Origin of the sequence: Actinacidiphila sp. DG2A-62 (assembly GCF_035825295.1) — a bacterium.
GTDB lineage: Bacteria > Actinomycetota > Actinomycetes > Streptomycetales > Streptomycetaceae > Actinacidiphila.
In genome coordinates, this window is record NZ_JAYMGI010000002.1 from 1832753 (window position 1) to 1849937 (window position 17185).

Below are 17185 nucleotides of genomic sequence, written 5' to 3' on the forward strand. Positions count from 1 at the left end.
CCGCCCGCGCCGGGGCGGCCGAATTCTCATCGGACTCTGAGGTTCCGCACGTCACCACGTGGCACACTGTGGCCCATGGTCGGCGTCGGACGAGGACTGAGGGCGGTGCGCGCGGCGGTGTTCGCCGCGCTGTGCGTCGTCATGTCCGGCACCACGCACGTCCTGCTGTCCCGGGAGCCGCTGCCGCTGCCGGTGATCGCCGCCGTGGCCGCCTCGGTGTTCGCGGTGGCCTACGCGCTCGGCGGCCGCGAGCGCGGCTACACGGCCATCGCCGCCGTGCTGATCCCGCTGGAGCTGGCCTCGGACACCCTGTTCAACGCCGGGCAGCGCACCTGCTACGGCCCCGGCGGCGGCCCGGTCACCGGCTCGTGGCGGTCGCTGCACGAGGCGATCGTCTGCCAGGGCGGCGGCGCGGGTGCTTCGCTCACCCGGGGCACGATCCCCGGGAACACGCTCGCCGGCAGCGGCTCGCTGGCCGCGCGCACCACCGCCTCCGCCGCCGCGGGCCTGTCGGTGAGCCCCTGGCTGCTGCTCGCCGCCCACGTCGCGGTGGGCCTGGCCGCGGCCCTGCTGCTGCGCTCCGGCGAAGCCTGGCTGCACCGCAGCCTGCGCACCGTCTTCCGGCCGCTGCTGGTCGCGCTCGCCGCGCTGGCGGCCCGGCTGCCCGAGCGCCGCCCCGCGCGGCCCGCGGCCCCGCAGGCGCGGCTGCTGCCCGCGCTCCCCCTGCTGCTGCACTCCTTGGTGCGCCGGGGTCCGCCCGTCCTCGCCGCCTGACCGCGGCACCCGACGAGCGTTTCCTCTTCGCCCTTTTCCACCCGTTTCACCTCGGAGAATCCACCATGAGCAGCAGGAACAGCAAGACCGCCAAGGCCGCCGCGCGGGAGCGGCTGCGCGCGCAGCGCGAGAAGGAGGCCAAGCGCGCGAAGATCCGCCGCCAGGTCACGGTGGCCGTCGGCATCGTCGTGGTGCTCGGCGCCGCGGCCGGCATAGCCGTCGCCGTGAACCAGTCGAACAAGCCCGGCTATTGGGAGGACGCCGCCAAGAAGAAGCTGGTCGCCCCCGCGAACACCTCGGGCAAGAACGGCACGATCATCGTCGTCGGCGACAAGAACAACAAGAACGTCGTCCACGAGTACGAGGACCTGCGCTGCCCGATCTGTGCGGCCTACGAGCAGGCCGCCGGCGATGCGGTGCTCCAGGGCGCCAAGGACGGGAAGTACCAGATCGACTACTCGTTCGCGGCGTTCATCGACAACAACGGCGGCACCGGCTCCAAGAAGGCCCTCAGCGCGATGGGCGCGGCGGTGAACGTCTCCACGGAAGCCTTCGAGCAGTACCACAAGCTGCTCTACTCCAAGGCCGTCCACCCGGACGAGACCGACGACGCGTTCAGCAGCAGCGACAAGCTGATCTCGCTCGCCCAGCAAGTGCCGGCGCTCAAGGGAAACGCCAAGTTCTCCGACGCGGTGAAGAACGGCACGTTCGACAAGTGGGCGCTGACCGTGCGCGACGCGTACAACAATGACCCGGCGTCGAGCAAGGGGACCCCGTACGTGCTGGTCAACGGCAAGCAGGTGCAGGTCATCGGCCAGACCGCGGACCAGGTGACGGCCGCCTTCGCCGCCCAGCTGAAGAAGTAGCCGGTACGCGACGGCCCGCCGCGCGGAACCGCGGCGGGCCGGAGGCGGGGGACGGGAACGACTCCCCCGGTTTTCCACGGCGCCGCCCCTTCTCACGATCTCCCACCGCCCCCGGCCTCTTCCGGACCACGCGACCCTCGTCACAGGGCTGCCCCTGGCGGGTTCGGGTACGCGACCATCGCATGAGGCCGGGAACCCGGGCGAAGGAGAGGTGAGTGATGGAGAGCGCGCTGCGCCCGGTGCTGGTGATCGGCTCCGCGGTGCTGGTGACGCTGGTCGTCGGGTGGATCGGCGACAAGCTGATGCAGGCGGCCGACGCACGGCATCCGGAGACGCCGCTGTGGCAGCTGCTGCGACGCTGCCGGATACCGCTGCAGACGGTGCTGTGCGTGGCGATGCTGCGCGGCGGCTACCGCGCCACCCGGATCTGGCCCGAGCACGCCGCCGCGGTGGAGCAGGTCCTGGTCCTCGTGCTGATCGCGGCGTCGGCCTGGCTGGTGGTACGGGTGGCCGCCGCCGTCATCGACGCCTCCTACGCCCGGTACGCGGCGACCTCGCGCAACGTCCCCAAGGTGCGCCGGCTGCGCACCCAGCTGACGCTGATCCAGCGCACCTTCACCGCCGTCGTCGGCGTGATCGCGGCCGCCTCGATGCTGTTCACGTTCCCCGAGATGCGCACCGTCGGCGCCTCGATGCTGGCGTCGGCCGGTCTGATCGGCATCGTGGCCGGCGTCGCCGCGCAGTCCACCCTGAGCAACCTGTTCGCCGGGCTGCAGATCGCCTTCGGCGACATGGTGCGGATCGGCGACACCGTGGTGGTGGACGGCGAGTGGGGCGAGGTCGAGGAGATCACGCTGACCTACCTGAGCGTCCGCACCTGGGACGAGCGGCGGATCACGATGCCGGTGTCGTACTTCACCAGCAAGCCGTTCGAGAACTGGTCCCGCGGCGACCCGCGGATGACCGGCACGGTCTTCTTCCACCTGGACCACTCGGCGCCGGTGGACGCGATGCGCAAGCGGCTGCTGGAGATCCTGGAGCAGACCTCGGAGTGGGACCGCAGGGCCTGGGGCCTGGTGGTGATCGACACCACGCCGACCACCATCCAGCTGCGCGCGCTGGTCACCGCCAAGGACTCCGGCGACATCTTCAACCTGCGCTGCATCGTGCGCGAGCAGCTGATCGACTGGCTGCGCTGCGAGCACCCGTACGCGCTGCCGCGGATCGCCACCGCGCCCGCGCCCGGCCGGCACGACGACCGGGCCCCCGAGGCCGCGCCGATGCCCAACCCCGACCACCTCGGCCCCGGCCCCGGCCCGCAGTAGCCGGACGCGAGGGGCCCCGTACGCGAGGAGACCCGCACGCGAGGAGACCCGCACGCGAGGGGACCCCTACGCTCACACGCCCCTTATCGACCGCAGGTCCAGATGCCGCAGCACCCGGTCGACGATCTCCGGGTCGGAGCCGGGCTCGCTGCGCGCGGACAGCACCTCGTGGCGGGCCGCCGAGAGCATGTCCTCCTGGATGCGGCGCATCGCCTTGACGCGCTGCACCCGGCGGGCGTGGCTCTCCCGCCGCTCCTCGTCGATGATGTCGGGGGAGATGCGCGCGCCGAGGTCGACGGCCCGGTGGTGCAGTATCTCGGCGAGGTCCTCGTCGAGCGTCTCGGTCGCCTCGATCTCCTTCAGCCGGGCCCGGGCGGCCTTCATCGCGCGCACGGCGAGGGCGCGTTCGAGGTCGTGCTCGGAGGCCGAGTCGCCCTGCACGCCCAGCCGCCTGACCAGGAACGGCAGCGTCAGCCCCTGGACGACCAGGGTGGCCAGCACCACCACGAAGGCGATGAAGAGCAGTTCGGTGCGGGCCGGGAACGGGTCGCCGTCGTCGGTGGTCAGCGGGATGGCCAGGGCCAGCGCCACCGAGGCCACGCCGCGCATCCCCGACCACCACATGACCACGGTCTCCCGCCAGCTCAGCGGGATGTCCTCGTCCATGTCGCGCAGCTTGTGCAGCTTCTTGGCGATCCACGCCGCGGGCAGCAGCCACAGCAGCCGCAGGCCCACCACGACCGCGACCACCAGTCCGGCGTGCCGCAGCATCGGCCCCCAGCTCGCCCGGCCGACGCTGAAGACGTGGTGCAACTCCAGGCCGATCAGCCCGAACGCGATGCCGGTGACCAGGGTGTCGACGATCTCCCAGAAGGTGTTGCCGGCCAGCCGCGCCTTGACGTCGTCGGCCTCGAAGGCGTACTCGGCCAGGAACAGCGCGGTGGTCAGCACCGCCAGCACGCCGGAGCCGTGGAACTCCTCGGCCAGCGCGTAGGAGGCGAACGGCACCAGCAGCGACAGACCGATCTGCAGCGTGGCGTCCCCCACCACGCCCATCAGCTTGTTGGCGCCCCAGCCCAGGGCCAGGCCGACCGCGACGGCGACGACGGCCGACAGCACCAGTTCCAGCGCCGCGTGCGAGGCGGAGAAGTGCCCTGAGACAGCGGCGGCCACCGCGACGTGGTAGAGCACGATCGCCGTGACGTCGTTGAACAGGCCCTCGCCCTCCAGGATGGAGATCATGCGCCGGGGCAGGCCGAGGCTGCCGGCCACCGCGGTCGCGGCGACCGGGTCGGGCGGCGCGACGAGCGCGCCCAGCGCGCAGGCGGCGGCCAGGCCGACGCCGGGCACCACCGCGTCGGCGACCGCGGCGACCGCGGCGGTGGTGACGAAGACCAGCGCGACCGCGAGCAGGAAGATCGCCCGCCGGTTGGCGGCGAACTGCCGCCAGGAGGTGCGCTGCACCGAGGCGTAGAGCAGGGGCGGCAGCAGCAGCGGCAGGATCAGGGAGGGGTCGATCCGGACGTTCGGGACCTGCGGCACGGCCGCGAGCACGCCGCCGAAGAGCGTCATGAGCACCGGCGACGGCAGGCCGATCCGGTCGGCCACGGGCACCATGACGATGGCCGCGAGCATGAGCGAGAAGAAGAGGGCGAGCTGGTCCACAGCGTCAGCGTCTCAGACGCCCCGGCCTCGGCCCGGCACCCGGCCCCCGGCGTGACCTGCGCCGCGGCGGGCCGCACCGGGGTGCGGCGCCCGCGCGGCGGGTTCACAGCAGGCGGGTCATCGCCCGGTGCGGAATGCCGGCGTCCATGAACTGCGGGCCGTGCGCGGTGTATCCGAGCCGTTCGTAGAAGCCGACGGCGTGCGCCTGGGACTCCAGGTACACCCCGCGCAGACCGAGCCGCTCCGCCTCCCCTTCCAGCGCGCGGACCAGCCGGCCGCCGGTGCCGCTGCCGCGGGCGGAGGCCAGCACCGCGAGCCGGCCGAGCACGGCCAGACCCGGGTCGCCGCCGTTCTTGCCGGCCGCGTCGTCGCCGAGCAGCAGCCGGCCGGTGCCGGCCCCCTCGGCCAGCACGTGCACCGCGCGGGCGTCCTTGCCGTCCCACTCCAGCTCGGCCGGCACCCCCTGCTCGACCACGAAGACCGCGTGCCGTATCGCGTGCACGGCCGCCATGCCCTCGGCGTCGTCGGCGGCCACCACCCGGACCGCGGGGCCGCCGGGCTCGGGGCCGGCCGCGCCGCGGACGGGGCCGACCGCGCCGCGGACGTCGCGAGCCCCGCCGGGCCGTCCCCGCTCACTGGCTGTCCTCCCGCACGGTGTCCAGCGCCTGCTGGAGGTCGGCCGGGTACGCGCTCTCGAACTGCGCCCAGGAGCCGTCCCCGGGGTGTTCGAAGCCCAGCCGCACCGCGTGCAGCCACTGCCGGGTCAGGCCGAGCCGCTTGGCCAGCACCGGGTCCGCGCCGTACGTGAGGTCGCCCGCGCAGGGGTGCCGGTGCGCGGACATGTGCACCCGGATCTGGTGGGTGCGGCCGGTCTCCAGCTTGATGTCCAGCAGGCTGGCCGCGCGGAACGCCTCGACCAGGTCGTAGTGGGTGACCGAGGGCTTGCCGTCGGCGACGACCGCCCACTTGTAGTCGTGGGTGGGGTGGCGGCCGATCGGCGCGTCGATGGTGCCGCTCAGCGGGTCGGGGTGGCCCTGCACCAGGGCGTGGTAGCGCTTGTCCACCGTGCGGTCCCGGAACTGCTGCTTGAGCAGGGTGTACGCCCGCTCGGACTTGGCCACCACCATCAGGCCCGAGGTGCCGACGTCGAGGCGGTGCACGATGCCCTGGCGCTCGGCGGCGCCCGAGGTGGAGATGCGGTAGCCGGCCGCGGCGAGACCGCCGATCACGGTCGGCCCGGTCCAGCCGGGGCTGGGGTGGGCGGCGACGCCGACCGGCTTGTCGACCACCACCACGTCCTCGTCGTCGTGGACGATCTCCATGCCGGCGACCGGCTCGGCGACGATCCGCACCGGCGCGGCCGGCGCGGGCATCTCGACCTCCAGCCACGCCCCGCCGTGCACCCGCTCCGACTTGCCCGCGGCCGCGCCGTCGATCGAGACCTTGCCCGCGGCGGCCAGCTCGGCGGCCTTGGTCCGGGAGAAACCGAACATACGGGCGATGGCGGCGTCGACGCGCTCGCCTTCCAGGCCGTCGGGGACCGGCAGGGAACGGACTTCGGGAAGCGTACTCACCTGGTCGAGTATGCCGGACGGGAGCGGCCCCCGGCCCGGCCCCTGTGGACGGCGGGCGTCAGTCCTGGTGGCGGGTGCCGTCGGGGTCCACACCGCGGAAGGACAGCAGCACGATGAGGGCGCCGCCGACGCAGATCGCGGAGTCGGCCAGGTTGAAGACCGCGAAGTGCTCGGGCGCGATGAAGTCCACCACCCGGCCCTGGAAGCCGCCGGGCGCGCGGAAGACCCGGTCGGTGAGGTTGCCGAAGGCGCCGCCGAGCAGCAGGCCGAGCGCGATCGCCCACGGCACGCTGTACAGCCGCCGGGACAGCCGGGCGATCACCACGATCACGCCGACCGCGATCACCGTGAAGACGATCGTCATGCCCTGCCCGAAGCCGAAGGCCGCGCCGGCGTTCCTGATCGCGTCCAGCCGGAGGTAGTGGCCGAAGACGTCGACCGCGTCGTGATGCTCCAGGCTGTGCACGACCCAGATCTTCGACAGCAGGTCGAGGGCGTACGCCAGCGCCGCCACGCCTATCAGCACCACGATCCGGCGCCGCCGGCGGGCGGGGTCGGCCGGGGCCGCCGCGGGGACGCCCTCGTCAGGGGAGTGCGCCGCGGGGTCCTCCGGGGTGTCCGGCGTGGTGATGGTGCGCTCCGCTTCCGTCACGTGAGTCCCTCAGCCCTTGTGCTCCGTGCCCGCCAGGCCGAATTCCTGACTGAAGACGAGGGTACGGCACACCCGCCGCGGGGCGGGTGTGCCGTGACGCCTCGGGACGAGGACGGGCGGGGGTACCGGCGGCCGGGTCGGGGGCTGCCGGCGGGCGGGGGCTGCCGGCGGGCGGGGGGCTGCCGGCGGGCGGGGTCCGTGCCCAGGTCGGCGGCCGGCTCAGCGGCGCTCCTGCTTCTGCTTGTCGTCCAGGCAGAGGGTGGCCCGGGGAAGGCCTGCATCCTGGCCTTGCCGATCGGGTTGCCGCACACCTCGCACAGGCCGTACGTGCCCTCGTCGAGCCGGCGCAGCGCGCGGTCGGCCTGGCTGAGGGTCTCGCGGGTGTTGGCGGCGAGCGCCAGCTCGTACTCGCGGGTGATGTTCTTGCTGCCGGTGTCGGCCTCGTCGCCCGCGCCGTCGCCGGAGTCGCGCATCAGGCCCGCGACGGCGGCCTCGGAGGACGCGATCTCGGTCTTCAGGCGCTCGATCTCGCCGAGCAGCTCCGCGCGCGCCTCCTCGACCTCCTCGACCGTCCACGGGTCCTCGCCCGGGAGCACGGCCAGCGCGCCCGGCTCGGCCGAGGGGCGGGCGGCGGGGACCGGGGACCCCGTTGTCGCGGCCACCTGGGCCACGGTCTTCTTGGCTGCCACCTTGCGGGCTCCTGTCTTGGCCGGAGGGGTCTTCTTCGCGGTCTGCTTCTTCGCGGTCTGCTTCTTCGCCGTCTGCTTCTTCGCGGTCGCCGTCGCGGTTCTCGCCGTCGTCTTCTCGGCCGCCGTCTTCGCCGCCTTCTTCGGAGCAGGCGGCGCCTTCGTCGCCACGGCCTTCTTCCCCGCCGGGGCCTTCTTCACCGCACTCTTCGTCGCCGGAGCCTTCCCCGCCGACGCCTTCTTCGCCGTGGCCGTCCTCGTCGCGGCCTTCTTGGTCGCGGCCTTCTTCGCCGGGGCCTTCTTCGCCGCCTTCCCCGGCGTCCTGCCAGCCTCGCTCCTCCCGGCGGTCGCCGTCTTCTTCCCGGCCGTCTTCTTGGCGGCCGGCTTCTTCTTCGCGGCCTGCCCGGCCGCCCTGGCCGCCGTCTTGGCGGCGGCCTTCTCCACGACCATGGCCGCGTCCCCTTCACCTGGGTGATCTTGTTCGCGAATCGTGCCGGAAACGGTAAATCGGGCATCGATCCGCGGCAACGGGGCGCGCTGCCCGGCCTGCCCGCACTCCCCGCGGGGAGAGCGGCCTGCATGCGTTGTGCCCAGCTCACGGCCAGGTATTCCGGCCGGGGCGGGCGTCCTGCCGCGGCCACCGGCGGGCCGGGAGGTTCGCCCGTACCGCGCGCCGCCATTCGGGTCACCCGGCCGCCCCGGCGCCCGCGGCGCGCTCCCCCGCGCGCCCCGCCCGCCGCCCTGTGGACAACCGGTCGGTGCGGGCGCCCGGCGCCCCGTACACTGGGCGCAGCGAAAGGCGTGGATGGGACGAGTAGCGCCGCACGCAGCCGAGAGCGATCCGGGGACGGTGGGAGCCCGGGGGCGTGCGCGGTGTGAAGATCACCCCGGAGTCGCCGGAAGAAAGCCTCGGGCCGCGGCCCTGGCCGTAGAACCGGCTTCGCGAACCCCAATGAGGGGGCGGTGGACCGGACTGCCGGCGCGCCGCCAAGGAGGGTGGTACCGCGGGAGCGCCCAGCAGTGCTCTCGTCCCTCCGACGGAAGTCCGCGACAAGCGACGAGCGTCCGCCGGAGGAAGCAGTCCGATGAGCCAGCCGCACCAGCCGGGGTACCGCCAGGTGCCCGCCCAGGTCGACCTGCCGGCCCTCGAACACGAGGTGCTGGAGCTGTGGAGCGAGCGCAAGACCTTCGCGCGCTCCGTGCAGCAGACCGAGGGCCGCCCGGAGTGGGTCTTCTACGAGGGCCCGCCGACCGCCAACGGCATGCCCGGCGCCCACCACATCGAGGCGCGCGTCTTCAAGGACGTCTTCCCGCGCTTCAAGACCATGCAGGGCCACCACGTGACCCGCAAGGCCGGCTGGGACTGCCACGGCCTGCCGGTCGAGCTGGCGGTGGAGAAGGAGCTGGGCTTCACCGGCAAGCAGGACATCGAGGCGTACGGCATCGCGGAGTTCAACGCCAGGTGCCGCGCGTCGGTGACCCGGCACACCGACGCCTTCACCGAGCTGACCACGCGCATGGGGTACTGGGTCGACCTGGACGACGCGTACCGCACGATGGACCCGGAGTACGTGGAGTCCGTCTGGTGGTCGCTGCAGCAGATCTTCGACAAGGGCCTGCTGGTCCAGGACTACCGCGTCGCGCCCTGGTGCCCGCGCGACCAGACCGGACTGTCCGACCACGAGCTGGCGCAGGGCTACGAGACGGTGGTGGACCCGTCGGTCTTCGTCCGCTTCCCGCTGACCTCCGGGCCGCTGGCCGGCGAGGCGTCGCTGCTGGTGTGGACGACCACGCCGTGGACGCTGGTGTCCAACACCGCGGTCGCCGCGCACCCGGACGTCACCTACGTGGTCGCCACCGACGGCCAGGAGAAGCTCGTCGTGGCCGAACCGCTGCTGGGCAAGGCACTGGGTGAAGCCTGGAGCGCGACCGGGCAGAGCTTCACCGGCCGGGAGATGGAGCGCTGGACCTACCAGCGGCCGTTCTCCTACGTGGACATCCCGGACGCCCACTACGTCCTCAACGCCGAGTACGTCACCACCGAGGACGGCACCGGTCTGGTCCACCAGTCCCCCGCGTTCGGCGAGGACGACCTGCTGACCTGCCGCGCGTACGGCCTGCCGGTGGTCAACCCGGTGCGCCCGGACGGCACCTTCGAGCCGGAGGTGCCGCTGGTCGGCGGGGTGTTCTTCAAGAAGGCCGACGAGGCGCTGGTCGCCGAACTCCAGGCGACCGGGCGGCTGTTCAAGCACGTGCCGTACGAGCACAGCTACCCGCACTGCTGGCGCTGCCACACCGCCCTGCTCTACTACGCGCAGCCGTCCTGGTACATCAGGACCACCGCGGTCAAGGACGCGCTGCTGCGCGAGAACGAGCGCACCAACTGGTACCCGGAGAACGTCAAGCACGGCCGCTACGGCGACTGGCTGGACAACAACGTCGACTGGGCGCTGTCCCGCAACCGCTACTGGGGCACCCCGCTGCCCATCTGGCGCTGCGAGGAGGGCCACCTGACCTGCGTCGGTTCGCTGGCGCAGCTCACCGAGCTGACCGGGACCGACCAGTCGGGCCTGGACCCGCACCGCCCGTACATCGACGAGGTGGTCTTCGACTGCCCGCAGTGCGCGCGCACCGCCACCCGCGTGCCCGAGGTCATCGACGCCTGGTACGACTCGGGTTCGATGCCGTTCGCGCAGTGGGGCTACCCGTACCGCAACAAGGAGGTGTTCGAGCGCACCTACCCGGCGCAGTTCATCTCCGAGGCGATCGACCAGACCCGCGGCTGGTTCTACACGCTGATGGCGGTCGGCACCCTGGTCTTCGACCGGTCCGCGTACGAGAACGTGGTCTGCCTGGGCCACATCCTCGCCGAGGACGGCCGCAAGATGTCCAAGCACCTGGGCAACATCCTGGAGCCGATCCCGCTGATGGACCAGCACGGCGCCGACGCGGTGCGCTGGTTCATGGCGGCCGGCGGATCCCCGTGGGCGGCCCGCCGGGTCGGCCACGGCACGATCCAGGAGGTGGTCCGCAAGACGCTGCTGACCTACTGGAACACCGTGGCCTTCCAGGCTCTGTACGCCCGCACCTCCGGCTGGGCGCCGTCCGCGGCCGACCCCGCGGTGGACGACCGGCCGCTGCTGGACCGCTGGCTGGTCGGCGAGCTGAACGTCCTGGTGCGCGACGTCACCGACGCGCTGGAGTTCTACGACACCCAGCGCGCGGGCAAGCTGCTGTCGGCGTTCGTGGACGACCTGTCCAACTGGTATGTGCGGCGGTCGCGGCGGCGCTTCTGGCAGGGCGACCCGGCGGCGCTGCGCACCCTGCACGACGTGGTGGAGACGGTGACCCGGCTGATGGCGCCGCTGGTGCCGTTCATCACCGAACGGGTCTGGCAGGATCTGGTGGTGCCGGTGACCCCCGACGCGCCGGACTCGGTGCACCTGGCGACCTGGCCGGTGACCGACGCCGCGCGCATCGACCCGGCGCTGTCGGCGCGGATGCAGCTGGTGCGCCGGCTGGTGGAGCTGGGCCGCGCGACCCGTGCGGAGTCCGGCGTCAAGACCCGGCAGCCGCTGTCGCGCGCGCTGGTCGCCGCGGCGGGCTTCGAGGACCTGGACGCGGAACTGCGCGGGCAGATCGCCGAGGAGCTGAACGTCTCCTCGCTGGCCTCGCTGTCCGAGGTGGGCGGCTCGCTGGTGGACACCACCGCGAAGGCCAACTTCCGGGCGCTGGGCAAGCGGTTCGGCAAGGGCGTCCAGGCGGTGGCGGCGGCGGTCGCGGCGGCGGACGCGGCGGCGCTCTCCGCGGACCTGCGGGCGAAGGGCTCGGCGTCGGTGCCGGTGGACGGCGAGAGCGTCTCGCTGGCCCCCGACGAGGTGATCATCACCGAGACCCCGCGCGAGGGCTGGTCGGTGGCCTCCGACGCGGGCGCGACGGTCGCGCTCGACCTGGAGATCACGCCGGAGCTGCGCCGCGCGGGGCTGGCGCGTGATGTGATCCGGCTGGTCCAGGAGGCCCGCAAGACCTCCGGGTTCGACGTGGCGGACCGCATCCACCTGCACTACGCGGCCTCGGGCGCGGAGTTGGCGGAGGCGTTGGAGGCCCACGCGGACCTCGTCGCGGAGGAGGTCCTCGCGGACACCTTCCGTCCGGCGCCGCCGGAGCCCGGTTTCGGCCCCGCCTACGAGGACGCGGCGCTCGGCTTCACCTTCCACCTGCGCAAGGCGTAGGACGTCGGGTGGCGGGGGCGCGTCCCCATGGACCCCATGGATGGGCGCGCCCCCGATCTCGGCGTCCGCGCCGACCGGGCGCGCACAGAGGGCCGGGCACCGCTCGGGGAAACGGTTCCCCCGGGTGCCCGGCCCTCACATCACGCCCGGCGCCGACGGCGCGCGGCGCGTCTCTCACGCTCGGCGCCAACCGTGCGCAGCGCACACGGTCAGCGCGACCGCACCGGAGGCGACTAGTTGTCGTCCTCGTCGATCAGGAACCCGCGCATCGGCGTCGGCGCCTGCTGCAGCGGCGACGGACCCTGCGGGCGCACCGGCGCCATCGGCTGCGTCATCGCCGGCGACATCTGCTGCTGGCCGCCGTACGTCGGGCCGGGGCCGTGACCGCCCATGCCCTGGCCGCCGCCGTAGGACGGACCGGCGCCGTTGCTGTGGCCCATCGCGCCCGCTCCGGCCGGAGCCATGCCGCCCATCGAACCGCCGCCCATGGAGGACGAGGACGGGAGGGACGGCGCGGACGGGGTGGTGCGCGGCGGGGCCAGCGAGTCGTCCGCCTGGTTCTCCAGCTGGCGCAGCTGCGACTCCAGGTAGGACTTCAGCCGGGTGCGGTACTCCCGCTCGAAACCGCGCAGGTCCTCGACCTTGCGCTCCAGCGTGGCGCGGGCGGACTCCAGCGAGCCCATCGCGACGCGGTGCTTCTCCTGGGCGTCCCGCTCCAGCGCGTCGGCCTTGGCGCGGGCGTCGCGCTCCAGGCCCTCGGCGCGGCTGCGGGCCTCGCCGACGATCTTGTTGGCCTCGGAACGCGCCTCGGCGATGGCCTGGTCGGCCGTCTGCTGGGCGAGCGAGAGCACGCGGGCGGCGCTGTCACCGCCGGGACCCTGCTGCTGCATCGGGTGACCGCCCATCGGACCCATCGGTCCGGGACCGCCCTGCTGCATCGGGTGCTGGCCCATCTGACCCATCGGGCCGGGGCCGCCCTGCTGCTGCATGGGGTGACCCTGCTGCATCGGGTGCTGGCCCATCTGCTGCATCTGGCCCGGGCCGTGCGGCTGACCGTGCTGCTGGGCGCTGGGACCTGCGGGCAGCTGGGGTGCTCCGCCGGGCAGCTGGGGCGGGCCCATCTGCTGCGGCATCTGCTGGGGCACCGGCTGCGGTCCGGATATGGCGGCGGGCACCGGCCGGTCCTGCTGCTCGGGCTTGCGCATGCCCTGCTGCTGGTTCTGCGCGGCGGCACGGGTGGCCGCGGCCAGTTTGGCGCGCAGATCCTCGTTCTCGCGGAGCAGCCGGGTCAGCTCCGCCTCCACCTCGTCGAGGAAGGCGTCGACCTCGTCCTCGTCATAGCCCTCTCGGAGGCGGACGGTCGTGAACTGCTTGTTCCGAACGTCCTCGGGGGTCAGCGGCATCTCTTCACCTCAACGTGATCGTCGACATATCGGGAGCCCACACCGGTCATCGCAAGCCCCCTACGACGGTAAGCAGGATGTACACGATGATCATCAGTACGAAGAAGGACAGGTCGAGCGCCACGCCCCCGAGACGCAGCGGCGGAATGAACCGCCGCAGAAACTTGAGTGGCGGATCGGTGACAGTGTAGGTGCCTTCCAGGAGCACCACCATGGCCTTCCCAGGATGCCACGAACGGGCGAACTGGAAGACCCAATCCATCACCAATCGGAAAATAAGGACGACCAGGAAGCACGCAAGCACGATCCACAGCACCTGGAGTGCGATGTCCATCGCGCTTCCGTCTCCCCACTCGTCGTCGGCCTGACGGCCGGGTCTGCTCTGCGGTTCGTTCAGCTCTGGTTGAAGAACCCGCCCTCGGCGATCCGGGCCTTGTCCTCCGCCGTGACATCGACGTTAGCAGGCGAGAGCAGAAAGACCTTCTGCGTCACCCGCTCGATGCTCCCGTGCAGACCGAAGACCAGGCCGGCGGCAAAGTCGACAAGTCGCTTCGCGTCCGTGTCGTCCATCTCCGTCAAGTTCATGATCACCGGAGTGCCCTCGCGGAAGTGTTCCCCGATGGTACGGGCTTCGTTGTAGGTCCGGGGGTGGAGTGTCGTGATCCGGTACGGCTCACGTTCTGACACGACCTTGGGCATGATCACCGCTGCGTTCTTCTCCAGGCTGTGGCGTTCAGGTGTGATGGATGCCACTGGGGCGATCCGCGGTTCCCGTGGCGCCGGGGCGTGCACGAGCCGGGGCGGCTCGTCCTGCGGCGGCGGCTGGTGCTGGACCGGCGGCGGGACGTGCTGCCGCCGCGGCGCGCGCTCGGGCTCGGGGCGGGCCTGCCGCTGGGCGGCGTGGCCATCTCCGGCTCGAACTCGTCGTCGGGGTCGAATCCAGGCCCGTCGTATCCGTCGTCCTCCACGAGGCCGAGGTAGACCGCCATCTTGCGCATCGCGCCGGCCATGCTCTGCGTCCTCTCAGCGGGGTTGCGGTCCTCGGCCGCCGGTAGGACGGCCGCCACACCATATTTATGCTGTGGTCCGACTTGTTGGTGACGTTACCCGAGCCCAGGACGGACTCCGAGTACCGCCGTCCCGACGCGTACATGTGTCGCTCCGGCCGCCACCGCCTCGTCGAGATCCTGGCTCATCCCTGCCGAGACCATGTTCGCAGCCGGATGGTCCTCGCGCAGGCGGGATGAGATATCCATCAACCGATCGAAGGCGGCACGGGGTTGACCCGCGTACGCTCCGGCCAGCGGCGCGACCGTCATCAGGCCGTCCAGGCGCAGTCCTTCGGCGGCGGCCACCGCGTCGGCGAGCGCGCCGACCGCGTCGGGGGCGACGCCGCCGCGGGCGCCCTGCGTGCCCGACTCGGCGTCCAGCGCGACCTGGACCAGGCAGCCGATCCGCAGCCCGGCGGCGGTGGCCGCCTGGGACAGCGCGTCGACCAGCCGCGGCCGGTCGACGGAGTGCACGTGATCAGCGTAACGGACGACCGAACGCGCCTTGTTGGTCTGCAACTGGCCGACGAAGTGCCAACTCAGCGGCAGATCCGCGCAGTCCGCGGCTTTCCCGGCCGCCTCCTGGTCGCGGTTCTCCGCCACCTCGCGCACGCCGAGTCCGGCCAGCAGCCGCACGTCGGAGGCCGGGCGGGTCTTGGTGACGACGATGAGCGTCACCTCCTCGCGGGCCCGGCCGGCCGCGGCGCAGGCGGCGTCGATGCGCGCGTGCACCCGGGCGAGGTTGGCGGCGAGTTCGGCGGATCTCGCGGCGGCACCGGCGGATCGGCCGGGGTCGTTCGCAGGGTCGTTCGCAGGGTCGTTCGCGGGGGTGTCGTCGGGGGTGCTCACGGCGTTCCGTCCAGCCAGACGTAGCCCGCCAGCCGCCCGGTGGTGCGGTCGCGGCGGTAGGAGAAGTGGTCGGCGGACTCCAGGGTGCACACCGCGGGCGCGTCCGCGGCGCGCACTCCGGCGCGCGCCAGTTGCGCGCGCACCCCGGCCGCCACGTCGACCGCCGGCGTGCCCCAGCTGGTCTCGGCGTACGCCTCGGGCACGATCGCGGCGACCTCGTCGCGCATCGCGGCCGGCACCTCGTAGCAGCGGCCGCAGACCGACGGTCCGATGATCGCGGTGATACGACCGGCGTCCGCTCCCCGCGCGACCATCGCCGCCACCGCGGCGGGCGCCACCCCGGCCACGAGTCCGGGCCGGCCGGCGTGTGCGGCGGCGGCCACGCCCGCGACCGGGTCGGCCAGCAGCAGCGGCACGCAGTCCGCGGTGAGCACGGCGAGGGTGAGGTCGGCGCGGCTGGTGACGAGCGCGTCCACCGCGGGGACCGGGCCGTCGCCCCAGGGGGCGTCGACCACGGCGACGTCGCGGCCGTGCACCTGGTTCATCCAGACCACCCGGCCCGGGTCGCGGCCCAGGGACGCGGCGGCGCGTTCCCGGTTGGCGGCCACCGCGGCCGGGTCGTCGCCGACCGCGCCGCCGAGGTTGAGGCTGTCGTACGGAACGGCGCTCACCCCGCCCCACCGGTCGGTGAAGGCGAAGTGCGCGCCGTCCGTCGTCGTGTGCTGCCCTATCACTGCCGGGCGGTCACTTCAGGAAGTCGGGGACGTCGAGTTCCTCGGCGGACTCCTGGTGGTACGGCCGGGCCGGCGGCACCACCGGGGGCGTCACCGGGGTCGCCGAGGTCTCGGCGGCCGGCTCGGGCTCCGGGGCGCGCTCGGCCGGCGCGGCCGGCGGGATGCTGCCGAGGCCGCCGAAGGACGGGGCCGGGCGCGGGGTGTCGGGGCGCGCCGGGGCGACCGGGGCGGTGTCCTCGCGCGCGGTGTAGGAGGAGCCGAGCACCTTGTCGCGGCTGCCCTTGGTGGGCGGCTGCCCGCCGTCGAAGCCGGCCGCGATCACGGTGACCCGCACCTCGTCGCCGAGCGCGTCGTCGATCACCGCGCCGAAGATGATGTTGGCCTCGGGGTGAGCGGCCTCGCTGACCAGCTGGGCGGCCTCGTTGATCTCGAACAGCCCGAGGTCGGAGCCGCCGGAGATGGACAGCAGCACACCGCGGGCGCCGTCGATGGACGCCTCCAGCAGCGGCGAGGAGATCGCCATCTCGGCGGCGGCCACCGCGCGGTCGTCGCCGCGGGCCGAGCCGATGCCCATCAGGGCGGAACCGGCCTCGCTCATCACGGACTTCACATCGGCGAAGTCCAGGTTGATCAGACCCGGGGTGGTGATCAGGTCGGTGATGCCCTGGACGCCGGACAGCAGCACCTGGTCCGCCGAGCGGAACGCGTCGAGCACGCTCACCTGGCGGTCCGAGATGGACAGCAGCCGGTCGTTGGGGATGACGATCAGGGTGTCGACGTTCTCCCGCAGGCCGGCGATGCCGTCCTCGGCCTGGTTGGCCCGGCGGCGGCCCTCGAAGGTGAACGGACGGGTGACCACGCCGATGGTGAGCGCGCCGAGCGAGCGGGCGATGTTGGCCACGACGGGCGCGCCGCCGGTGCCGGTGCCGCCGCCCTCGCCCGCGGTCACGAAGACCATGTCGGCGCCCTTGAGGACCTCTTCGATCTCCTCGCGGTGGTCCTCGGCGGCCTTGCGGCCGACGTCCGGGTTCGCGCCCGCGCCGAGCCCTCGGGTCAACTCGCGGCCGACGTCGAGCTTGACGTCGGCGTCGCTCATCAGCAGGGCCTGCGCATCGGTGTTGATCGCGATGAACTCGACGCCCTTGAGACCGACCTCGATCATCCGGTTGATGGCGTTGACGCCACCGCCGCCGATGCCGACGACCTTGATGACTGCGAGGTAGTTCTGCGGTGCTGCCACGTCGAAGGCCTCTCGCCTCGAGTTACGAATCGTGTGGGACGGTCGGTACGCTCGCCGTTGCCGTTCCGAACCCTGACCCTCAGGTTTAGGGTTACCAGTGTGCCTGTCCCAGGTGTTTCCCTGGGACGAGACACTA

The 17185-nt window shown here is 72.7% G+C and carries 15 protein-coding genes and 1 pseudogene; 5 read left to right on the plus strand and 11 right to left on the minus strand.

Annotated features, from left to right (window positions below):
• Positions 1 to 75: 75 nt before the first annotated feature.
• The 3 genes from VSR01_RS08125 (at position 76) to VSR01_RS08135 (ending at position 2965) form a co-directional block, all read left to right on the plus strand.
• Positions 76 to 774 carry a hypothetical protein gene (locus VSR01_RS08125; protein WP_326448581.1) on the plus strand — a complete coding sequence of 233 codons (699 nt, stop codon included), beginning with the start codon at positions 76 to 78 and terminating at the stop codon, positions 772 to 774.
• A gap of 65 nt (positions 775 to 839) precedes the next feature.
• Positions 840 to 1640: a thioredoxin domain-containing protein gene (locus VSR01_RS08130; RefSeq protein WP_326448582.1), complete on the plus strand. Its 801-nt coding sequence runs from the start codon at positions 840 to 842 to the stop codon at positions 1638 to 1640.
• Positions 1641 to 1858: 218 nt separating this feature from the next.
• Positions 1859 to 2965 (plus strand): mechanosensitive ion channel family protein, encoded by a 1107-nt coding sequence (locus VSR01_RS08135; RefSeq protein ID WP_326448583.1) that lies wholly within the window; start codon positions 1859 to 1861, stop codon positions 2963 to 2965.
• Between the two features lie 72 nt (positions 2966 to 3037).
• Here the strand turns inward: VSR01_RS08135 and VSR01_RS08140 are convergent, their stop codons facing one another.
• The 5 genes from VSR01_RS08140 to VSR01_RS08160 form a co-directional block, all read right to left on the minus strand.
• A complete protein-coding gene (locus VSR01_RS08140; RefSeq protein WP_326448584.1) occupies positions 3038 to 4630 on the minus strand; it encodes a Na+/H+ antiporter in 1593 nt (530 codons plus the stop codon).
• A 103-nt stretch (positions 4631 to 4733) separates the two neighbouring features.
• Positions 4734 to 5141: a GNAT family N-acetyltransferase gene (locus VSR01_RS08145; protein ID WP_326453554.1), complete on the minus strand. Its 408-nt coding sequence runs from the start codon at positions 5139 to 5141 to the stop codon at positions 4734 to 4736.
• A gap of 121 nt (positions 5142 to 5262) precedes the next feature.
• The gene (locus VSR01_RS08150; protein ID WP_326448585.1) at positions 5263 to 6204 is read right to left on the minus strand and encodes an RluA family pseudouridine synthase; all 942 of its coding nucleotides are present in this window, start codon (positions 6202 to 6204) and stop codon (positions 5263 to 5265) included.
• 58 nt (positions 6205 to 6262) lie between these two features.
• Positions 6263 to 6856: a signal peptidase II gene (gene lspA / locus VSR01_RS08155; protein ID WP_326448586.1), complete on the minus strand. Its 594-nt coding sequence runs from the start codon at positions 6854 to 6856 to the stop codon at positions 6263 to 6265.
• Entirely contained in the window at positions 6853 to 7545 is a 693-nt protein-coding gene (locus VSR01_RS08160; RefSeq protein ID WP_326448587.1) for a TraR/DksA family transcriptional regulator, read from the minus strand. Before VSR01_RS08160 ends, lspA begins: the two co-directional genes overlap by 4 nt.
• Before the next feature lie 16 nt (positions 7546 to 7561).
• Between VSR01_RS08160 and VSR01_RS08165 the strand changes: the two genes are divergently transcribed.
• Complete coding sequence (locus VSR01_RS08165) at positions 7562 to 8017, plus strand: hypothetical protein (RefSeq protein ID WP_326448588.1); 456 nt, start codon at positions 7562 to 7564, stop codon at positions 8015 to 8017.
• 610 nt (positions 8018 to 8627) lie between these two features.
• The gene (gene ileS, locus VSR01_RS08170; RefSeq protein WP_326448589.1) at positions 8628 to 11774 is read left to right on the plus strand and encodes an isoleucine--tRNA ligase; all 3147 of its coding nucleotides are present in this window, start codon (positions 8628 to 8630) and stop codon (positions 11772 to 11774) included.
• Positions 11775 to 12007: 233 nt separating this feature from the next.
• Here the strand turns inward: ileS and VSR01_RS08175 are convergent, their stop codons facing one another.
• The 6 genes and pseudogenes from VSR01_RS08175 to ftsZ all read right to left on the minus strand — a co-directional run bounded on the left by VSR01_RS08175 (position 12008) and on the right by ftsZ (position 17049).
• Positions 12008 to 13177, minus strand: coding sequence for a DivIVA domain-containing protein (locus VSR01_RS08175; RefSeq protein WP_326448590.1), 1170 nt, complete (start codon positions 13175 to 13177; stop codon positions 12008 to 12010).
• Positions 13178 to 13223: 46 nt separating this feature from the next.
• On the minus strand, positions 13224 to 13511 hold the full coding sequence (locus tag VSR01_RS08180; RefSeq protein WP_326448591.1) for a YggT family protein: 288 nt from the start codon (positions 13509 to 13511) through the stop codon (positions 13224 to 13226).
• Positions 13512 to 13570: 59 nt separating this feature from the next.
• Positions 13571 to 14187: pseudogene (locus VSR01_RS08185) on the minus strand (cell division protein SepF).
• A 93-nt stretch (positions 14188 to 14280) separates the two neighbouring features.
• Positions 14281 to 15075 (minus strand): YggS family pyridoxal phosphate-dependent enzyme, encoded by a 795-nt coding sequence (locus VSR01_RS08190; protein WP_326448592.1) that lies wholly within the window; start codon positions 15073 to 15075, stop codon positions 14281 to 14283.
• Positions 15072 to 15809, minus strand: coding sequence for a peptidoglycan editing factor PgeF (gene pgeF / locus VSR01_RS08195; RefSeq protein WP_326448593.1), 738 nt, complete (start codon positions 15807 to 15809; stop codon positions 15072 to 15074). The genes VSR01_RS08190 and pgeF overlap by 4 nt, the downstream gene beginning before the upstream one ends.
• Positions 15810 to 15819: 10 nt before the next feature.
• The gene (ftsZ, locus tag VSR01_RS08200) at positions 15820 to 17049 is read right to left on the minus strand and encodes a cell division protein FtsZ (protein WP_326448594.1); all 1230 of its coding nucleotides are present in this window, start codon (positions 17047 to 17049) and stop codon (positions 15820 to 15822) included.
• Between the last annotated feature and the right edge of the window lie 136 nt (positions 17050 to 17185).

Coding starts and splice junctions, on each gene's coding strand:
- VSR01_RS08145 (WP_326453554.1), bottom strand. CDS start 5,141: ATGGCGGCCGTGCACGCGATACGGCACGCGGTCTTCGTGGTCGAGCAG.
- ileS (WP_326448589.1), top strand. CDS start 8,628: ATGAGCCAGCCGCACCAGCCGGGGTACCGCCAGGTGCCCGCCCAGGTC.
- VSR01_RS08180 (WP_326448591.1), bottom strand. CDS start 13,511: ATGGACATCGCACTCCAGGTGCTGTGGATCGTGCTTGCGTGCTTCCTG.
- VSR01_RS08125 (WP_326448581.1), top strand. CDS start 76: ATGGTCGGCGTCGGACGAGGACTGAGGGCGGTGCGCGCGGCGGTGTTC.
- VSR01_RS08130 (WP_326448582.1), top strand. CDS start 840: ATGAGCAGCAGGAACAGCAAGACCGCCAAGGCCGCCGCGCGGGAGCGG.
- VSR01_RS08135 (WP_326448583.1), top strand. CDS start 1,859: ATGGAGAGCGCGCTGCGCCCGGTGCTGGTGATCGGCTCCGCGGTGCTG.
- VSR01_RS08175 (WP_326448590.1), bottom strand. CDS start 13,177: ATGCCGCTGACCCCCGAGGACGTTCGGAACAAGCAGTTCACGACCGTC.